Origin of the sequence: Fusicatenibacter saccharivorans (genome assembly GCF_027667425.1) — a bacterium.
GTDB classification, from domain to species: Bacteria; Bacillota; Clostridia; order Lachnospirales; family Lachnospiraceae; genus Fusicatenibacter; species Fusicatenibacter saccharivorans.
The window spans coordinates 79214-95595 of the sequence record NZ_JAQEGR010000007.1 but is presented as its reverse complement, the minus strand read 5'-3'; the positions used below and the strand labels follow the sequence as shown (position 1 = coordinate 95595).

Below are 16382 nucleotides of genomic sequence, written 5' to 3'. Positions count from 1 at the left end.
TGTGCTTTTCAGCTCTCCGGTTCAGAAGCTACCTTCCATGACCACCTTCCCGGACAGCCTTTCAGCCGGTGAACCATCCTCTCTTTTGGGGCCTGCCATGTACTCCTCTTCCTCATAACCTTTTCTTTTTCTGTTGGAATAGAAACTGCATTTATCATAATCGCGTTTTTTTATTTTGTCAAGCCGCCGCGGGCAAAAACCTTTCTTCTTATGGAAGTTTTAAGATTTCACGCGCTTATTTTCGGTGAATCCGCGATGCACAGTACTGCATTTCTGCGCGGCCGTACGACGCGTAGCGGACCTGTTCTTTCGAAAACGGCTTCGCATTGCTTGGCCGTCCCAGGTTTTCGCCGTGGATCACCTGATCCACAAGGTCGATGAGATCTGCGAGAACGCCGAGGCTGAGCGGATTGTAAACCGGATGCGCCGTCGATTCAAACACCTGCGTGTGATGACCGCCGAAGAATTTCATGCGGCCGCCCCTCTTCACAAGCCACACCATCAGTCCGACCAGCCCGTCGTAATACTCTTCCAGGCTCGTTCCGCCCGGCACCTGCATCCAGACACCGCAGCCGCTTCCGATCGCATCTCCGGTGAACAGGTAATTCTGTTTCGTCTCAAGCACAACGACGCTGCCCGGCGTATGGCCCGGTGTCTGACAGACGGCCAGCTCTGTGCCGCCGAGCGGAATCACGGAATCGGTACGGATGTCATGAATCTCCTCCCACGGTTTTAATTTTCCCGCTGTCAGCATCACAAGCGTCTCTGGATCCATCTTCTTTTCATCGTGGCACATGTACACCTCATCAAACTCATCCATGTGATACATGTGATCCGGATGCGCATGCGTGATGACCAGCAGAAGCGGCTTGTCCGTCAGCTCACGGATCACCGGCAGAATCTTTGTGCCTGCCGTAATGCCGGTATCAATGACAGCCGCTTTTTCTTCACCTTCTACTACATAGAACGATGAATTTCCTGCGTCCAAAATACAGTAAATTTTTTCCCCGATTTCTGTTACCTGAAAACCCTCCATGATGTAAAACCTCCTTAAAATAATAATGTACCCTCGGAGTCTTTCTGTGCTTGCTTTTTTCCTTTCGGCAATTCAGTGCCCCGCATTCTCTTCCCCGATGATAATCGAAAGCAGCGTATGATCCAGCATGATCGTGCGGTTCCACGGATTGAAAATCACACCGCTGATCTCCTTTGTTTCGGATGCCATGTGGATCAGCTGTTCCAGACTCACGAGAAACGTAGATTTCACGCTGCTGCTCCCCTTTAATTCCTCATCAAAGCTCGTAAACGCGGCCCACCAGACTTTTCCGTCTGCGCTCTTTACCGTTCCGATCCGGATCTGATCGTCGCCGGATGGCGGTTCCACGGAAAGAATCGCCTGTCCGCCCTCTTTCATTCTGCGGCGGATTACCGTCAGCACATGTGCCAGCAGTTCCGGCGTCGGCTCCTTTTGCAGTCCCAGAATTGCTTCCTCTATCGTTTCATTCCCCTGCAGCCCTTCGTCCTTTAGAGTTTCCATTTCTTTTGCCATTGCTCTTGTCCTTTCTTTTTCGCTTTTCCCACACAGAATCTGTGTACCATCATCCCCGGCAGCTTCGGCACTTCCGATGACCTTTACTCTGCGCCTACCCAGATGCCATCTTCCCCGCAGAATCTGCACTCTTTTGATACATCCAAAACGTTTTCCATCCGCTTTAAGATCTGATCGTACTTCCCTTCCCGCATCAATGCAATCGTCACCTGATCCGTTCCGATCTGCAGATGGCGGAAGCCGCGTTTTCCTTCCTCTGTCCACGGCAGAGTCAGCTCCAGTTCAAAGCCGCCGCTGCTTCCGTACAGCTCACCCGGCTGTTCGTCCGCAAACAGCTCGAAAAGCGGCTGATAATATGCTTTGAAATAATTCTCCTCTGGAAACCAAAGTGTCCCGTCCCCGGTCCGCTCCGGCTCTTTTACAACGGCATTCAGATAGCCTCTCTCGTAATACGTCATGCACGCCGCGCTCTTCGCCAACGGATTTTCATTGATCTTCTCGATCTCCGACGCCGCCCGGCATCCATTTCCAAAGGCCGCCTGGCTGTTCTCGCTCCTGCCGACCGGCTCCCAGACGCTCCATGCGTTCTGCTTTCCGTATCCGATCAGATCCTGGCGGTATGCACCGTTGTATTTTACAAATTTTTTCTCCCCCGGCTGCTCGATCAGGTTCAGCGGTACCATACAGTCAATTCCGTACAGCTTCTGCGCAATCAGCCGCGTGTAGATGATGCCGAGATAATGACAGATTGCACTGCGCTCCGCCGTGTCGAGATACATAATCTGCTCCGCTTTTGCCAGCTGGTCGCCGCGTGTTTCGAGCACACTCTCCACCATCGCAATCCGTGACTGCAGCTCCGCCTTCCGTTTTCCGCGGTAGCGCGCCGACAGACGGCCGTACGGCATCGTGCTTGCAAGAACCGCGTGCAGCAGCTCCAGATTCGTGTATTCGATCATAATATCTTTCTTATTTAAACCGAGCTCCGCGTCGGTATCGACTTCCGTCACATTGATGATATATGTTTTTTCTTCGGTCAGTATCATTTGTTTTGCCTCTCTTTTTCAGTACTCTCTTCCATGCTCCTTCAGCCAGCTCTGCCACACTTTGTAATCGGGCATCTGCTGTGCCACCACCGCGTAAAACCGTGCGGAATGGTTCATCTCTTTCCGGTGCGCCAGCTCGTGGATAACGACGTAATCCATCACGCGCTCCGGCATCAGCACCAGTTTCCAGTTGTAGTTCAGGTTTCCGGCGCTGCTGCAGCTGCCCCAGCGGGTTTTCTGCTCACGAATTGTGATTCTGCCATACGTTACGCCCATCTCTTTTGCAAAATGTGCCGTCTTTTCCGCCAGCATCTGCGCCGCACGTTTAACCACCGCTTTTCGCTCTGCTTCCGTCAGACGGTTCGCTGCTTTCTGCTCTGCGGCCGCCAACGCTTTTTCCCGGTGTGTGTGAATCCAATCCTGTTTTTCTTTTAAGAATGCTTCGATTTTGTATTTTGCCATCCGTTTCGGTGCGCGCACCACCACGCTTCCATCCGCTTTGACCTGGACGGCGAGCGTTTTGCGGGCGGAATACACGATCTCATAGGGAATCTGTTTTAAAATCCGTTCTGCGCTGTCTTTCTGTTCCATTTATTTTTCCTCAAAAGCTGTCTGTTTTACCATTTTTTTGCCTGTTTTTCATTATACCTTTTTCCCGGCGGAAACGCAATCGGATTGCTCACAGAAAAAAAACGCGAGCAGAATCACCGTTTTTCTTCCGGCAATTCTGCTCACATTTTTCTTTCTCTTATTTCAGCTCAATTTTTTTCTGCTTTCTTCGGATGCACAGCCTCACAAATAAAATCGCCGCCTGCACACAGAGAATCATCACCAAAATTCCAATCATGGACAGCGCTGTTGCCCCCAGTCTGATCAGTTTTCCCATTCTTTTTTCCTCACTTTTCTTTCTATCGTGCCAGAACCGGATCGGCTGCCGCATCCCACAGCAGGCTGTCCGTCTCACTTTGTTCCAGGTATCCATATTTTACCATTGCCGCCAGCACCTGCTTTTCCCGCTGCAGCGCCAGATCCGCGTGGCGCGACGGTGCGTAGGCGGACGGTGCATTCGGGATTCCGGCGAGGAGAATGGCTTCGCTGTCGGTCAGATCCTGCGGCTCTTTTCCGAAATAACCACGCGATGCTTCTTTGAGTCCGTAATAGCCATCCCCGAAATAAATAGTGTTGATGTACAGCTCCAGAATTTCTTCCTTGGAGAGCTGTCGTTCCACATAGAGTGCTGTCCACGCCTCTGCCGCTTTTCTGGCAAGTGTCTTATTCTGATCGTAATACATGTTTTTTACCAGCTGCTGTGTGATAGTACTGCCTCCCTGCTCCGGTTTCATCACGCGGATGTCATGTACAACCGCGCGCGCCATGCTGATCCAGTCTATCCCGTGATGTGTGTAATACCGGTGATCCTCGACAGCAAGCACCGCTTTTTTGTACAGCTCCGGCACCTGTTTCAGGGGAACCCACTGTGCTTCGCTTCTGATTTCCTCTACCGCCTGCGCGAGCGGCTTTTCCTTCACTGCCTTCTGATAGGAAACATATCCCTGGATTGCCCAGAACATTCCGGCCGTCAGCAGGATCAGGCAGAAAAATGCCAGAAAACCTCCAACCATTTTTCCCGCTGTTCCCCGGTGTTTTCGTGTTCTTTTTCTCATAGTTTCAAACCCCTTTGTTGTTCTTTCCTGCTTTCTATCCTACCATATCTCCCTTAACGCCTTCTTGCCTCTTTCTTAGGAATTCATTAAAATTTTGAAACTGTATGAAATGCATTTTGCACGTTTTTTCAAATAACCGCTGCTGCTGCGGAATACTTTAACCGAATCAGGCAAGTAGCGAAGCGGATTGCGAATATCCGCTTGACAAAACAGAAAAAGACAGACACCTGGCAGATTGTCAGGATGCCTGTCTCTTGTTTTTATCTTTTGGTTTTTCAGAAACGCTCTGTGATTATGCTGCGGTTCCGTAGTTCATTACATGAGCTGCTGACAGTGCTTTTCGAACGGCTACACCGAGAATTTCAGCTACTACAACGGAAATCACATCTTTTACGATGTACGGAACGGAAACTGCAAGGAACGAAGCCGGGATCGTGTTTCCTGTTACAATGGAAAACTGTACCACACCGAATGCGTGACATACCGCAAGACCTGCGATTCCAAGAACGAATGGTTTGCCCGGGAAGCCTTTTTTAATTCCGGCACCGCAGAGCATTGCCATCGGAATAAATCCGAAAATAAAGCCGCCGGCCGGTCCGAGAAGAGCGCCGAATCCACCGCTCATGCCGGCATAAACCGGAACGCCGATCGCGCCGAGGATCAGATAAAGAGCGGACGATGCACCTCCCAATTTCCAGCCAAGCACGTAGCCGCAAAATGCCATTGCAAAGGTCTGCAGCGTCACCGGAACGCCGGTCGGAAGCGGAATCGTCACAATGGACAGTACCGCAAGCACTGCCGTCATCATGCCGGTCAGTACAATCTGTTTTGTGGTAAGTTTTGATTTTTTCATGAATGTAAGTCCTCCTCGCAGGTTCTTGTATCCAATTCTTTCTGCTTTCGAATTGTTAACCTTGTTTCAATATAGGTTAATATTTCATTTTTGTCAATCCCTTTTTTAAAAATGCAGAGAGTTCTGCTACGATTCTGTTACACTTCCTGAAAATAGCGGTCACCCTCTTGTTTTCTGTTTTCTTTCTATGGTATACTATATAGTCTCGGAGTTTTTCCGGGAATGTTCACCCGATACAAACGATGAATTTTTATTCCATTTGAAAGGAGATACCCTCTATGAAACCTTCCGAAAATCCTCTCGGCTCGGAACCGGTCAGCTCTCTTTTGCGGCGTTTTGCGATTCCGAGCGTCATCGCGATGCTCGTCAGCGCCCTCTATAACATGGTAGACCAGCTCTTTATCGGTCACAGCATCGGCGTGCTCGGAAACGCAGCGACCAACGTAGCGTTCCCACTCAGCATGGTCTGCACATCCATCGGTCTGCTCTGCGGCATCGGCGGTGCTGCAAACTTCAATCTCTGCATGGGCAGAAAGGATCCGGAGCACGCGAAATCCTATGTTGGAAATGCCATCTCCATGCTGGCAATCCTCGGTGTGATCCTCTGCGTTGCCGTTCAGCTTTTTCTGCGTCCGATGATGCTTCTCTTTGGTGCGACGCCGGATGTCATTGATTACGCCTGTACTTACACCAGAATTACCTCCATCGGCTTCCCGTTTCTGATCGTCACAATCGGCGGCTCCAACCTGATCCGCGCGGATGGCAGCCCGAAATTTTCCATGCTGTGCAACCTGGTCGGCGCGATCGTCAACACGATTCTCGACCCGCTGTTCATCTTCGTTTTCCACATGGGCATGGCAGGTGCAGCGCTCGCCACGATCACCGGACAGATTTTATCATTCGCGCTCGTTGTCTTCTATCTGCGCGGTTTTAAAACGCTGCCGCTTTCTCTTTCCGATCTGAAGCCAAAAATAGCCTGCTGGGCACGGATCGCTGCGCTTGGTGCAACTCCGGCATTCAATCAGGTGGCAATGATGGTTGTTCAGATCGTTATGAACAACACACTGACCTACTACGGCTCCAATTCCGTCTATGGAAGCGACATTCCGCTTGCATGCGCCGGTATTATTTCAAAGGTGAATATGCTGTTCTTCTCCTTTGTCATCGGCATTTCCCAGGGACTTCAGCCGATTGTCAGCTTCAACTTCGGTGCACAGAAATATGACCGCGTGAAGGACGCTTATAAAAAAGCAGTTTTTGCGGCGACTGCCATTTCCATCGTCGCCTTCCTCTGCTTCCAGCTCTTTCCGCGCCAGATTATCGGCATTTTTGGTTCCGGTTCAGAAGAGTACCTGCATTTTGCAGAGCGGTACTTCCGTATTTTCCTGTTTTTCACATTCCTGAACGGTATCCAGCCGGTCAGCTCAAACTTCTTTACCTCAATCGGAGCACCGAAGAAGGGTATTTTTCTTTCGCTGACGAGACAGATTATTTTCCTGCTTCCGCTGCTGCTGATTTTTCCGTATCTCTTCGGCATTGACGGCGTGATGTACACTGCACCGATTGCAGACCTTGCAGCCGCATCAGTCAGCATCGTTATGGTCGTGCGGGAATTTAAGATCATGGCAGAGCTACAGAAGGCTACTGCCTGAAAACAGGTTTCTTTCCCGGAGCGTTTCTGCAAAAGACTTTTCGTGAGCTGCGGTCGCCAGAGTCTTGCTACAGATCATTGCCGTGTAAACAGGAAAGAATCCTGTCCGGAAAGTAAAAAATCGTATGCTGTTGCTTTTTCCACAACAGCATACGATTTTTTTATGCGTTATCTACACTTTTCTTTATTTATTCACATGCATCCACATCAGTCCATGCGAAGAATCATGGTCAGGATTCGTTTTGCACAAAGAGCGATTTCGTCGCGGGTGATGTATCCCTTCTCAAATGCCTCCTGTACGCGCTCCTCGTATCCGTTTGCCATCTTGATATCATTTCCGGCTTTTGTCTCGCGGTAATGCTCGCCGTGTGTCCACCAGTCGGTCGTTACCATTCCCTTAAAGTCCCACTCACCGCGCAGAATACCGGTCAAAAGATCCTTGTTCTCAGATGCCTGAACGCCGTTGATCAGGTTGTAGGACGACATGATTGTGTATGGATCTGCCTCTTTTACGATGATCTCGAAGGCTTTCAGGTAAATCTCACGCAGCGCACGCTCGGAAACGCGGGAATCGCTGTCTTTTCGGTTTGTTTCTTTGTTGTTGCAGCAGAAGTGTTTCACACTTGCCCCGATATGCTCGGACTGCATACCGCGTACCATTGCCGCACCGGATTTTCCGGCTACAAGCGGATCCTCGGAATAATACTCAAAGTTTCTTCCGCAGAGCGGGCTTCTGTGAATGTTGACAGCCGGGGTCAGCCAGATGCCGATGTTGTTTTCTTTGACTTCCTCTCCGCCGGCTTTACCGATCTCTTCGATCAGCTCCGGATCCCAGGTGCAGGCAAGCAATGTTGCGCACGGCCATGCGGTCGTGTTGACGCCACACTGCGGCTGAATGCGAAGGCCTGCCGGTCCGTCTGCGGTCATGATATTCGGGATGCCGTACTCAGGCAGATTTCCCATGCCAAACGTGTTGGCAACTCCTGTGTTCGGCTGACCGCCGAGCAGATGAATGAGTGCTTCTGTCGGAAGCTTATCTACAAACTCGTCGAGCGTTTCTTTTCCCTCGGCCACATTCATCAGGTTCGGATTCGTCTTTGCTGCTTCCATAAGCTCGCCAAAGCTCTTTCTCTCCTGTGCTTTGACTGCCGGGAGGAAACCTTCCAGAGTCAGCTTATCCTGACGCTCCAGTCCTTCTTCCTCGACAGGGCCGTTATCGGTCGGAAGCGCTTCGTAGGTTCCATCCGCAAGGAGACGTTTTTCCAGCTTATGCGGAGCGGCAAGGCTGGTGTACTGTGCAGTCACTTCTGCCTCTGCCAGATCGTAGGTGAAGTCCAGTTTCTTCGCATCTCTTACATTGTTTCCAACGTAGAAGACGTAGCTTCCTGCCTCAAGAACATAGGCAGATTTTGCAACCTTTCCAAGATCATCAAAAGATGCCATATCTTCCACTGTAAAGGAAAGAACGACTCTCTGTGTCTCGCCTGGCTGCAGCAGTCTTGTTTTCCGGTAAGCGCCGAGCTCTTTGGCCGGTTTGCCAAGCTTGCCCTGCGGTGCGCCATAGTAGAGCTGTACAACTTCTTTTCCGGCACGTTTTCCGGTGTTGGTAACAGCTGCTTTTACAACAATCTTTCCATCCTTCTCTTCTGCCCCCAGAACTTCTGTCTCAAAGCTGGTGTAGGAAAGACCGAAGCCGAACGGATAATTGACCTTCTCCGCTGCGCCCGGAATCGTCTCGAAATAACGGTAACCAACGTAGATATCCTCGTTGTAATCCACGTAATAAACGGATTTATGGAAGTTCTCGGTGGATGGATAATCCTCGAGGGTTGCTGCGTAGGTATCAACCAGTTTACCCGATGGGTTGACGTCGCCTGTTACAACGTCCGCTGCCGCGAGGCCGCCTTCCATGCCGCCCTGCCATGCCATCAGCACCGCCGGAATCTCTTTGCAGTCTTTGAACCAGCTGGTATCAACCATACCGCCGACGTTCATGACAACGATGACATTTTTAAAGTTTGCTTTTACTTTTTCTACCATGGCTGCTTCGCCGTTTGTCAGGCAGAAGTCGCCGTTTTCGAAGATGCTGGCGCTCAGCTCGATCTGTTTTTTCTCATCCTCAAACAGCTCATAGCCTTCCTCGGTGATCTGGCATTTGCGGTCCCAGCCCTCGCCGGAGAAGCGGCAGATGGTGATGATTGCGGTATCGGTATATGCTTTTGCTTTCTGTACCAGCTCGTCCGGTACTTCCGGCTCTCTTGTCATGCCCGGTACAGCACCTGCAGCATACTGTTCTTTTACATTTTTCTCATAGAATTCCGGAAGTTCATGGAACAGAGAAACCTCCCCCTCGGCCTCTTTGATCTTCATGCCTTCGTAGAAGTTGCGGATATACGCAACGGTAACGTCACCGCTTCCGCCGCCGCCTTTTACGTAATCAATCGTTCCTTTTCCAAATAAAGCTACTTTTGTGCCTTTTGCGAGCGGCAATGTCTCGTTCTCGTTTTTCACCAGAACCATACCCTCGCCTGCTGCTTTTCTGGAAAGTGCGATATGTTCCGCGCTTCCTGTTACCCTTTTTCCGTCTTTTCCCAGCGGCAGAACCGGCTGGTAAAGACTTCTCTGCCATTTACCCATTTTAAGCTTACCTCCTGTATTTTCCGGTGCGCAGATCGCTTTCCGAACGCGCCCCATTCTGTCTTTATGATACGAAGTTTTGGAATAGATGTCAATTGATTTTTCAGCATTTTATCCTGTTTTTCGTTTCTTTTTCTTTTGATTTTATTCTATTTTGCCAATTTTTCAGGCATCCGTTGTTTCTTTTCTTTCTCTCAATATCTTGATCCGCAGGTGGATGCTACCTCTGCGTCTCCCCGGTGTTTCTGCAGCTTGTCGCTTTTCTGTTATATCAGACACTTTTCTCATTTTGTGGATTGTCCGAAAAATAACAGCGTTCTATACTAAAGCGTGTCTGAAAACAAATCATCGGCATCCCCTTTTTCAGGTTCTCTTTGGGATACAACAAAAGAATGGAGTTTTCTTATGAAGGTACTGATTTTATCCTGCAATACTGGCGGTGGCCACAATGCTGCGGCCTCTGCATTAAAAGAAAGTCTGAATTTTTATCACCACGAAGCCGAGGTTCTGGATCTGATGAGCCTCGGACGAAAGCATACCTCCGCACTGGTCGGCGGAGCTTATGTGAAGCTCGTCTCCGTTTTTCCGGCCGGCTTCGGCGCACTCTATCAGCTTGGTGAGCTGGTACGGAAATTTCCCTGGAAATCCCCCGTTTACTATGCAAATGCGCGGCTTGGAAATGCGCTTGCAGATTATATTGATCAAAACCATTTTAATGCCGTTGTCACCACACATCTTTATCCGGCGGAAACACTGACCTGGATGAAACAGAAAGGACGGCTGACGATTCCCTGCGTTGCCGTTGCCACCGATTACGCGTGCATTCCGTTCTGGGAAGAGACGAACTGCGATTACTATGTGGTTCCGCACAAGGATCTGATCCCGGAGTTTGCATCCTGCGGCATCCCGGAAGAAAAACTGCTTCCTCTCGGTATTCCGGTGCGGCCCGCATTTGCGCGCCCTGCATCCAAAGAGGATGTGCGCCGCCATCTCGGTCTTCCCGAGAATGCTCCGCTGTTTCTCGTCATGAGCGGCAGTATGGGATTCGGCAAAGTGCATCTGCTCGCACATGAACTCGTTTCCCGGCTGGAAAACGGCGAACAGGCTGTGATCATCTGCGGAAATAATAAAAAACGGATGCGTTCGCTCCGGCTGCAGTTCCATAAGAACCCAAATGTACATATCATCGGTTTTACACGCCACGTTGCGGAATATATGGCCGCTGCCGATGTGCTGTTTACAAAGCCCGGGGGCTTAAGCAGTACCGAGGCCGCTGTGCGGCGCGTTCCGCTTGTCCACACTGATCCGATTCCGGGTTGCGAAACAAAAAACCGTGCTTTTTTTGTCTCACGCGGAATGTCCGTGACCGGCGCACATCAGAAAGAGCTGGCAGAGGCCGGTATTTCGCTTGCCCGCGATGATGCACGTCAGATTGCGATGCGCGATGCCCAGCATCAAAACAGCCATCCGCAGGCGGGAACGTCAATTACACACCTTTTGGAAAAATTAATTTCGGAGTAACTGCTTATGATGCTTACTGCTTATCTGTTTTATAGTTTCTTCGGGTACCTCTCGGGCAGCGTACTGTATTCGTACCTGATTCCAAAATACTTCTGCCACGTGGATGTCCGAACTGTGAATGAAGATCAGAATCCCGGTGCCTTCAACGCCTTTTCAGTGGCCGGACCGCGGATTGGACTGCTCTGCGTCCTGTGCGATATCGGGAAGGGATTTCTGCCGGTGTTTCTGGCGGCGCACAGTTCCGCTGTTTCGATGGGTTCCTGGATTTTCGCCCTGATTCTGCTCGCCCCGGTGGCCGGACACGCATGGCCGTTTCTGCAGCCTGCGAAAGGCGGAAAGGCGATCTCTGTCTCGTTCGGCGTGCTGCTCGGCCTCCTGCCGGATCTGCGGCCGGTGCTTCTTCTGGCGGCGTTTTATCTGACGTTTTCGTTGATTCTCATTATCCAGCCACACAGTCTGCGCTCGATCGTTTCGTTCTCCGGGTTTGCCGTTGCCGCACAAATTTCCCGCTTTCTTCCGTCCGTGCGGCTCGGCAGTCTGCTGATATCACTCGTGGTGTGCTTCCGCCATCTTTTCAGCCTGCGGGAGCATGAGACCGAAAATGCTGCATTTACAATTCAGTCTTTGTCTGCTAAAATAAGGAAAAAGCAGAAAAAAGAATAATATTTACAGTTCATTTAAAACAGCGGCAAACAATTTACTTCAGGAGGATTGACACATGATTTCAGAAAAAATGGTAACTCTCGGCACAAAAAAATCGGTAATCCGCGAGATTTTCGAATACAGTAAAAAACGCGCTGCCGAGATCGGATCAGAAAATGTCTTTGATTTCAGTATCGGAAATCCAAACGTCCCGGCTCCGGTCTCCGTTCATGAGACCATCAAGGAGCTGCTTGATTCCAAAGACGATTACTATCTCTTCGGCTACACCTCCGCGCAAGGCGATGCCGATACCCGCGCCGCCGTTGCAGCCGACCTGAACAAACGCTTTGGTACCGCGTTCCATGCCGACAACTTCTATATGACCTGCGGTGCAGCCGCTTCGCTCCGCATCGTCCTTGGCGCTTTAACCGTTCCGGGCGACGAGTATATCGTATTTACCCCGTACTTTCCGGAATACCGTGTTTTCATCGAATCTGCAGGCGCAGCCATGATCGAAACGCCGGCTGATTCTTCCACGTTCCAGATCGACTTTGACCGCCTCTCGGCCGCTGTCACAGCGCACACCAAAGGCGTTTTCGTCAATTCTCCGAACAATCCGTCCGGCGTTGTCTACACAGAAGAAAGCATTCAGAAGCTCGCTGCTTTTCTGGAAGCAAAATCTGCCGAATACGGCCATCCGATTTATCTGATCGTTGATGAACCGTACCGCGAGCTTGTCTACGGAGACGTGGAAGTTCCGTATCTGACAAAATATTACAAAAACACGCTGGTCTGCTACTCCTACAGCAAATCCCTCTCCCTGCCGGGCGAGCGTATCGGCTACGTTCTCGTTCCGGATGAGGTCGATGATGCAAGAACCATCTACGCAGCCGTCTGCGGTGCCGGACGCGCCCTCGGCTTCGTCTGCGCACCAAGCCTGATCCAACACGTCATCGCCAAATGCGCAGGACAGGTTTCTGATCTTTCGGTCTACAAGAAAAACCGCGATCTGCTGTATGATTCATTAACCGCCTACGGCTTCACCTGCGTTCACCCGGACGGCGCTTTCTATCTCTTCATGAAAACTCCGGAACCGGATGCGTATGCGTTCTGTGAGAAAGCGAAAAAGTACGAACTTCTTCTGGTTCCAGGCGACGATTTCGGTGCACCGGGATTCGTGCGGATTGCTTATTGCGTTACTACTGCGCAGATTGAGCGGGCACTGCCGGCGTTTAAGGAACTGGCGGGAGAGTATTTTGGATAATTTTTCAACTGTCAACTTTTCTTAAATAGATGTTGGGGTCAAAAGGCTTTTTGACCCCTTTGACCCCGGTATCTTACATATAGTAAAAAACAGACACTGCTTCATCTTTGAAACGCAGCGTCCGTTTTTCTTTTATTCTCCTACATCCTGTTTTCCAATCACAACTTTACATCTTTTCTTCCACATCCCTGTTCTGACACACGCATACCGCTCGCTTTCGATGATCTGTTCCATCGCTGCCGCTCCTTTCTTTTGAGCTATCTCAATCGCATAAGGCGGGCAGGACTTGAACCTGCATTCTGTGCCTTATCCTCTACGAAAAATTTGCTGTACGTTCCACAAACATGAAACATTTTTCTGCACAGGTTTTGCCCGTTAAACTACCGCCTTATTTTCAGCCACATTTTTTGTGGATACTGATGTGTATCAAATGCTGTTCCACTCTGACTTGCTTTATATCATCGGTGGAGATGCTATTTTCCTGCCTCAGCCTTCTCTCTAAAGCTCAGGATTTCCTTCAGAGACCTTGGTTCATAATTCATCCATGGCTTCATACATCCCACATTGTATGCCTGCGGTCTGCACTCATAAATGTGTCTGCTGCATTCCTGCTTTCTGCACGTCTCTGTTCTTTTTGTGAATGTCCGTGCTTTGTTCTGTATATACTATATTACATATTTTCGATTTTTGCATTTAACTTCTGGTTTAATTTTTCATGTGATATGTTTTCTGGTTTTTCCCAGCTCCACACAGTACTGTCCAGACCTGATTTCCCTTTGGACAGTGCCTTTAGCTCTTCCACGCAGAATTCCGTCGCGCGTACGATGTACTCGTTGGCCATTTGTCTGGTAAGGATGGACAATTTCTCTTCTTTTCTCTGGACGAATTCCCCGCGGACTTCTTTTATAAGACCTTTCACATCGAATTCAGCAAGCTGTGCCAATGGCTCTTCTGTAAGATCCAGCTCCTGGATCATTTCCTGGAAAAGTCCATATTTTTTCGAAACATATTCATTTAATATCTCGTAGTCACGATGCAGTTTTTCTACATTTCCAGGAACGCTCGAATTCCAGCCATGCTCCCCATACATAAATCTCCGATACAGCATATCCTGGATCAGATGAAGATAATAGCCGAGATATAAATCATCCTTCTCCATGTATTTCCCGTATCTGTCGCGGAAACATTCGAGATCGTATGTGTATCTGGTATTTTCGCAGATTTTCTTCTTTAAATGGCTATTTCCCGCCACCGCCCCATCCGGCAGAATCACCCCAAGGAACAGGCGGTTGATATCTCGAAACGAGACTTTCTTTCTCATCTCCTGTACAATTGCCAAGTGAATCATGCTTGATGCCATAGTGTCCTCTTTTCCTTTATTCTTCTGCATTCTTTTTTTCAATATCAGCTTTACATCTTTTGAAAGCTTTCTATCCATACTGCTAACTTTAACATTTTTATGCCGCATTTCCAATTCTGACGCATGCGTACCGCTCGCTCTCAATCACTTTTTCCATCGATTTAACCGGCGTGCTGTCAATATTGTTCAGGAGATTCTGGAATGTCGTAACCGACTGGCCGCTGTATAGCTGGACACCTTTTCTCCGACTGTCGGCATGGAAAATATCGTTTCGACTGTCTACATTCCAGAAAATAATATTCGGTAATTGGTAGCCGCAATACTCGTACTTTTCTTTCATATGATCATAAAACATCCAATTGCGGTCTCCGCATCTGTCGATCTCCATGTCAGATACAACGATCAGCGCTTTCGGCATTTCTTCCGGCGGTACATCGTGATCCATCGCTGTTTCCAGAACCCGCTCAAATGCAGCCTGAAGATTAGTATTCATCCCCCATTCCGTACGCTCGACGTATTTGATTTTCTGCAGCAAGGTTTCCCCTCTCAGAGAAACAAATTCCGGCTTCTGGCTGAACGTCATGAAAAGATTGTGGTAAGCGCCCCGGTTCCGCTCTGCAAAGTAAATAGCAAGACCAATGGATGTCGCCAAGGGTCTTCCACTCATGGAACCGGAAACATCTGCAATGACAATTGCATTCGTTTCCTGCGCCACATAATCCGGCAGCTGCCTCCACTGCGCCTCCAATACCTGATTCCATTGACGTCCATACAGAACTTTTTCCACGAGATCGTACGGGTACAGCGTCTCCGCATGAATCTTTTCTTTTCCATCCAGTGCCTTCGACAGATACTGGTTAAAACGCTTTTCATCATGTTTTCGAAATGCGCTCCTGTAAATCATCATGGCTCTTCCGGAGACCTCCGGGTAAACGATCTCCTCCCACTTTCTTTCTGACATTTTCACTTCCAGCACACCGATATATTTCCGCAGAGAACGGACGATTCTTTTGAAGTTGTAAACAGGATAGCCGAGTTTCTGCGCCGTCAGAATGCCGAGTTTTCTCGTCTCCGTATTTTTAGAGTCTGCCGTTTTGATCCATTTAGCAAGCAGGGAAACGCTTTTTCTCTCCTGAAAGTTTTTCAGATCTGCTTCCAGCTGCTGCTTCATGGCACTCCACATCTCGTCCTCAACGCCAGTTCCGATCAGGCAGTACCAGTCGTCAAAACGGCCGAAAACACCAATCAGATCAAGGTTGGCAATAACTGCCTGCGGATGGTACTCGGCAAGATACTGTAGTAGAATCCGAAAGACACGTCTCTCGCCGAGACCTTCCCGGATATCACGCGCATAAAACAGGATTTTCAATGCGAACAGCGGGTCTGCCTGATATGCTTCCGCAAACAGAAGCTCAATTCTTTCCGGATCCGCTCTGCGCAGGGATCCAATTGTCGCAAACAGATCCAGCCGCGCATCGCCGGTTGTGTTCCGTGCTACTGCTCCATTTTCTGTATAAGTTTTTGTCGCCTGCTCCCGTATCCATTCTGCAAAATCCATCGCTGCCGCTCCTTTCCTTCGTTCCACTGTTTTCTCCAGACATCCTTTTCTGGATCTATGGACTCCATTCTTTCTCGTTTGCTCTTCTGTTTTTTTCTGAGTGAGGGCCGGATTTGAACCGGCATCTTCGCCATTACCACTGGAAAAAAGTTTGCCGTTACGGTCACGCACATGACCGTTTTTTCGCGCTCTTTCTTTTAAGCTACCTCACTCGCGTAAGGCGGGCAGGACTTGAACCTGCATTCTGTGCCTCCCTATTCTCCTCAAAAAGTTGCTGTGTGTTCCACAAACATGAAACCTTTTTTTCTGCACAGGTTTTGCCCGTTAAACTACCGCCTTATTCTGTTATTTTAGTGTTTCTGTCTTCTGTCCCCAGCTCAGGATTTCCTTTCGGGATCTTGGTTCATAATTCATCCATGGTTTCATGCATCTTTTCCAGATCATTTTCTGTAATAGCATTTTTCCCAGTGATTTTTTTCTTCCCGATTCGGATTCCAGGATCTCTCACCGTAAAATTTCCAGTCGCAGATATCCCATGTCTCAGAAATTTTTCGAAATGCTTTTGATTTTCCCCACAGTGTTTTCGCCCGTCGAACCCTCTTATTTGCCGCGCGCTTTGCCCAACGGAAATTTTTGCATC

Annotated in this window: 14 protein-coding genes and 2 tRNA genes; 4 read left to right on the top strand and 12 right to left on the bottom strand. The window is 49.4% G+C overall.

The genetic code is table 11. From position 1 onward, the window contains the following. Positions 1–235: 235 nt before the first annotated feature. The 7 genes from PGS38_RS08235 to PGS38_RS08205 all read right to left on the bottom strand — a co-directional run bounded on the left by PGS38_RS08235 (position 236) and on the right by PGS38_RS08205 (position 5109). Positions 236–1036, bottom strand: a complete 801-nt coding sequence (locus PGS38_RS08235) for an MBL fold metallo-hydrolase (protein ID WP_055220012.1) — start codon at positions 1034–1036, stop codon at positions 236–238. Between the two features lie 72 nt (positions 1037–1108). Further along, the gene (locus PGS38_RS08230; protein WP_226906325.1) at positions 1109–1549 is read right to left on the bottom strand and encodes an SseB family protein; all 441 of its coding nucleotides are present in this window, start codon (positions 1547–1549) and stop codon (positions 1109–1111) included. Between the two features lie 83 nt (positions 1550–1632). Continuing rightward, on the bottom strand, positions 1633–2592 hold the full coding sequence (locus PGS38_RS08225) for a hypothetical protein (RefSeq protein WP_118594856.1): 960 nt from the start codon (positions 2590–2592) through the stop codon (positions 1633–1635). Positions 2593–2610: 18 nt separating this feature from the next. Then, on the bottom strand, positions 2611–3183 hold the full coding sequence (locus PGS38_RS08220) for a M48 family metallopeptidase (RefSeq protein ID WP_118594855.1): 573 nt from the start codon (positions 3181–3183) through the stop codon (positions 2611–2613). Positions 3184–3340: 157 nt separating this feature from the next. After that, the gene (locus PGS38_RS08215; protein WP_156327580.1) at positions 3341–3478 is read right to left on the bottom strand and encodes a hypothetical protein; all 138 of its coding nucleotides are present in this window, start codon (positions 3476–3478) and stop codon (positions 3341–3343) included. A 22-nt stretch (positions 3479–3500) separates the two neighbouring features. Continuing rightward, positions 3501–4256, bottom strand: coding sequence for a transglycosylase domain-containing protein (locus tag PGS38_RS08210; protein ID WP_238046220.1), 756 nt, complete (start codon positions 4254–4256; stop codon positions 3501–3503). A 292-nt stretch (positions 4257–4548) separates the two neighbouring features. Beyond that, positions 4549–5109, bottom strand: coding sequence for a biotin transporter BioY (locus PGS38_RS08205; protein ID WP_022461328.1), 561 nt, complete (start codon positions 5107–5109; stop codon positions 4549–4551). A 278-nt stretch (positions 5110–5387) separates the two neighbouring features. On the opposite strand from PGS38_RS08205, the gene PGS38_RS08200 reads away from it, so the two are divergent. Then, the gene (locus tag PGS38_RS08200; RefSeq protein ID WP_118594854.1) at positions 5388–6761 is read left to right on the top strand and encodes an MATE family efflux transporter; all 1374 of its coding nucleotides are present in this window, start codon (positions 5388–5390) and stop codon (positions 6759–6761) included. Positions 6762–6967: 206 nt separating this feature from the next. Here the strand turns inward: PGS38_RS08200 and PGS38_RS08195 are convergent, their stop codons facing one another. Further along, positions 6968–9397, bottom strand: coding sequence for a glycoside hydrolase family 3 protein (locus PGS38_RS08195; protein ID WP_118594853.1), 2430 nt, complete (start codon positions 9395–9397; stop codon positions 6968–6970). A gap of 405 nt (positions 9398–9802) precedes the next feature. Between PGS38_RS08195 and PGS38_RS08190 the strand changes: the two genes are divergently transcribed. The 3 genes from PGS38_RS08190 to PGS38_RS08180 are packed head-to-tail and all read left to right on the top strand — an operon-like array spanning position 9803 to position 12824. Beyond that, positions 9803–10918 (top strand): MGDG synthase family glycosyltransferase, encoded by a 1116-nt coding sequence (locus tag PGS38_RS08190; RefSeq protein ID WP_055220026.1) that lies wholly within the window; start codon positions 9803–9805, stop codon positions 10916–10918. A 6-nt stretch (positions 10919–10924) separates the two neighbouring features. Next, entirely contained in the window at positions 10925–11581 is a 657-nt protein-coding gene (locus tag PGS38_RS08185) for a glycerol-3-phosphate acyltransferase (protein WP_243037969.1), read from the top strand. Positions 11582–11636: 55 nt separating this feature from the next. Next, a complete protein-coding gene (locus PGS38_RS08180; protein WP_118594852.1) occupies positions 11637–12824 on the top strand; it encodes a pyridoxal phosphate-dependent aminotransferase in 1188 nt (395 codons plus the stop codon). Between the two features lie 271 nt (positions 12825–13095). On the opposite strand, the gene PGS38_RS08175 is transcribed toward PGS38_RS08180, so the two are convergent. The 4 genes from PGS38_RS08175 to PGS38_RS08160 all read right to left on the bottom strand — a co-directional run bounded on the left by PGS38_RS08175 (position 13096) and on the right by PGS38_RS08160 (position 16081). After that, positions 13096–13214, bottom strand: a tRNA-Phe gene (locus PGS38_RS08175). A 280-nt stretch (positions 13215–13494) separates the two neighbouring features. After that, positions 13495–14184: a hypothetical protein gene (locus PGS38_RS08170; RefSeq protein WP_117814101.1), complete on the bottom strand. Its 690-nt coding sequence runs from the start codon at positions 14182–14184 to the stop codon at positions 13495–13497. Positions 14185–14281: 97 nt separating this feature from the next. Beyond that, positions 14282–15769 carry a DUF2828 family protein gene (locus PGS38_RS08165; RefSeq protein ID WP_243030547.1) on the bottom strand — a complete coding sequence of 496 codons (1488 nt, stop codon included), beginning with the start codon at positions 15767–15769 and terminating at the stop codon, positions 14282–14284. Between the two features lie 189 nt (positions 15770–15958). Continuing rightward, positions 15959–16081 (bottom strand) — tRNA-Phe (locus PGS38_RS08160). Positions 16082–16382 lie beyond the last annotated feature (301 nt).

Excerpts from the sequence above, each read along its gene's own strand:
- PGS38_RS08235 (WP_055220012.1), bottom strand. The coding sequence starts at position 1,036 with ATGGAGGGTTTTCAGGTAACAGAAATCGGGGAAAAAATTTACTGTATT.
- PGS38_RS08230 (WP_226906325.1), bottom strand. The coding sequence starts at position 1,549 with ATGGCAAAAGAAATGGAAACTCTAAAGGACGAAGGGCTGCAGGGGAAT.
- PGS38_RS08225 (WP_118594856.1), bottom strand. The coding sequence starts at position 2,592 with ATGATACTGACCGAAGAAAAAACATATATCATCAATGTGACGGAAGTC.
- PGS38_RS08220 (WP_118594855.1), bottom strand. The coding sequence starts at position 3,183 with ATGGAACAGAAAGACAGCGCAGAACGGATTTTAAAACAGATTCCCTAT.
- PGS38_RS08215 (WP_156327580.1), bottom strand. The coding sequence starts at position 3,478 with ATGGGAAAACTGATCAGACTGGGGGCAACAGCGCTGTCCATGATTGGA.
- PGS38_RS08210 (WP_238046220.1), bottom strand. The coding sequence starts at position 4,256 with ATGAGAAAAAGAACACGAAAACACCGGGGAACAGCGGGAAAAATGGTT.
- PGS38_RS08205 (WP_022461328.1), bottom strand. The coding sequence starts at position 5,109 with ATGAAAAAATCAAAACTTACCACAAAACAGATTGTACTGACCGGCATG.
- PGS38_RS08200 (WP_118594854.1), top strand. The coding sequence starts at position 5,388 with ATGAAACCTTCCGAAAATCCTCTCGGCTCGGAACCGGTCAGCTCTCTT.
- PGS38_RS08195 (WP_118594853.1), bottom strand. The coding sequence starts at position 9,397 with ATGGGTAAATGGCAGAGAAGTCTTTACCAGCCGGTTCTGCCGCTGGGA.
- PGS38_RS08190 (WP_055220026.1), top strand. The coding sequence starts at position 9,803 with ATGAAGGTACTGATTTTATCCTGCAATACTGGCGGTGGCCACAATGCT.
- PGS38_RS08185 (WP_243037969.1), top strand. The coding sequence starts at position 10,925 with ATGATGCTTACTGCTTATCTGTTTTATAGTTTCTTCGGGTACCTCTCG.
- PGS38_RS08180 (WP_118594852.1), top strand. The coding sequence starts at position 11,637 with ATGATTTCAGAAAAAATGGTAACTCTCGGCACAAAAAAATCGGTAATC.
- PGS38_RS08170 (WP_117814101.1), bottom strand. The coding sequence starts at position 14,184 with ATGGCATCAAGCATGATTCACTTGGCAATTGTACAGGAGATGAGAAAG.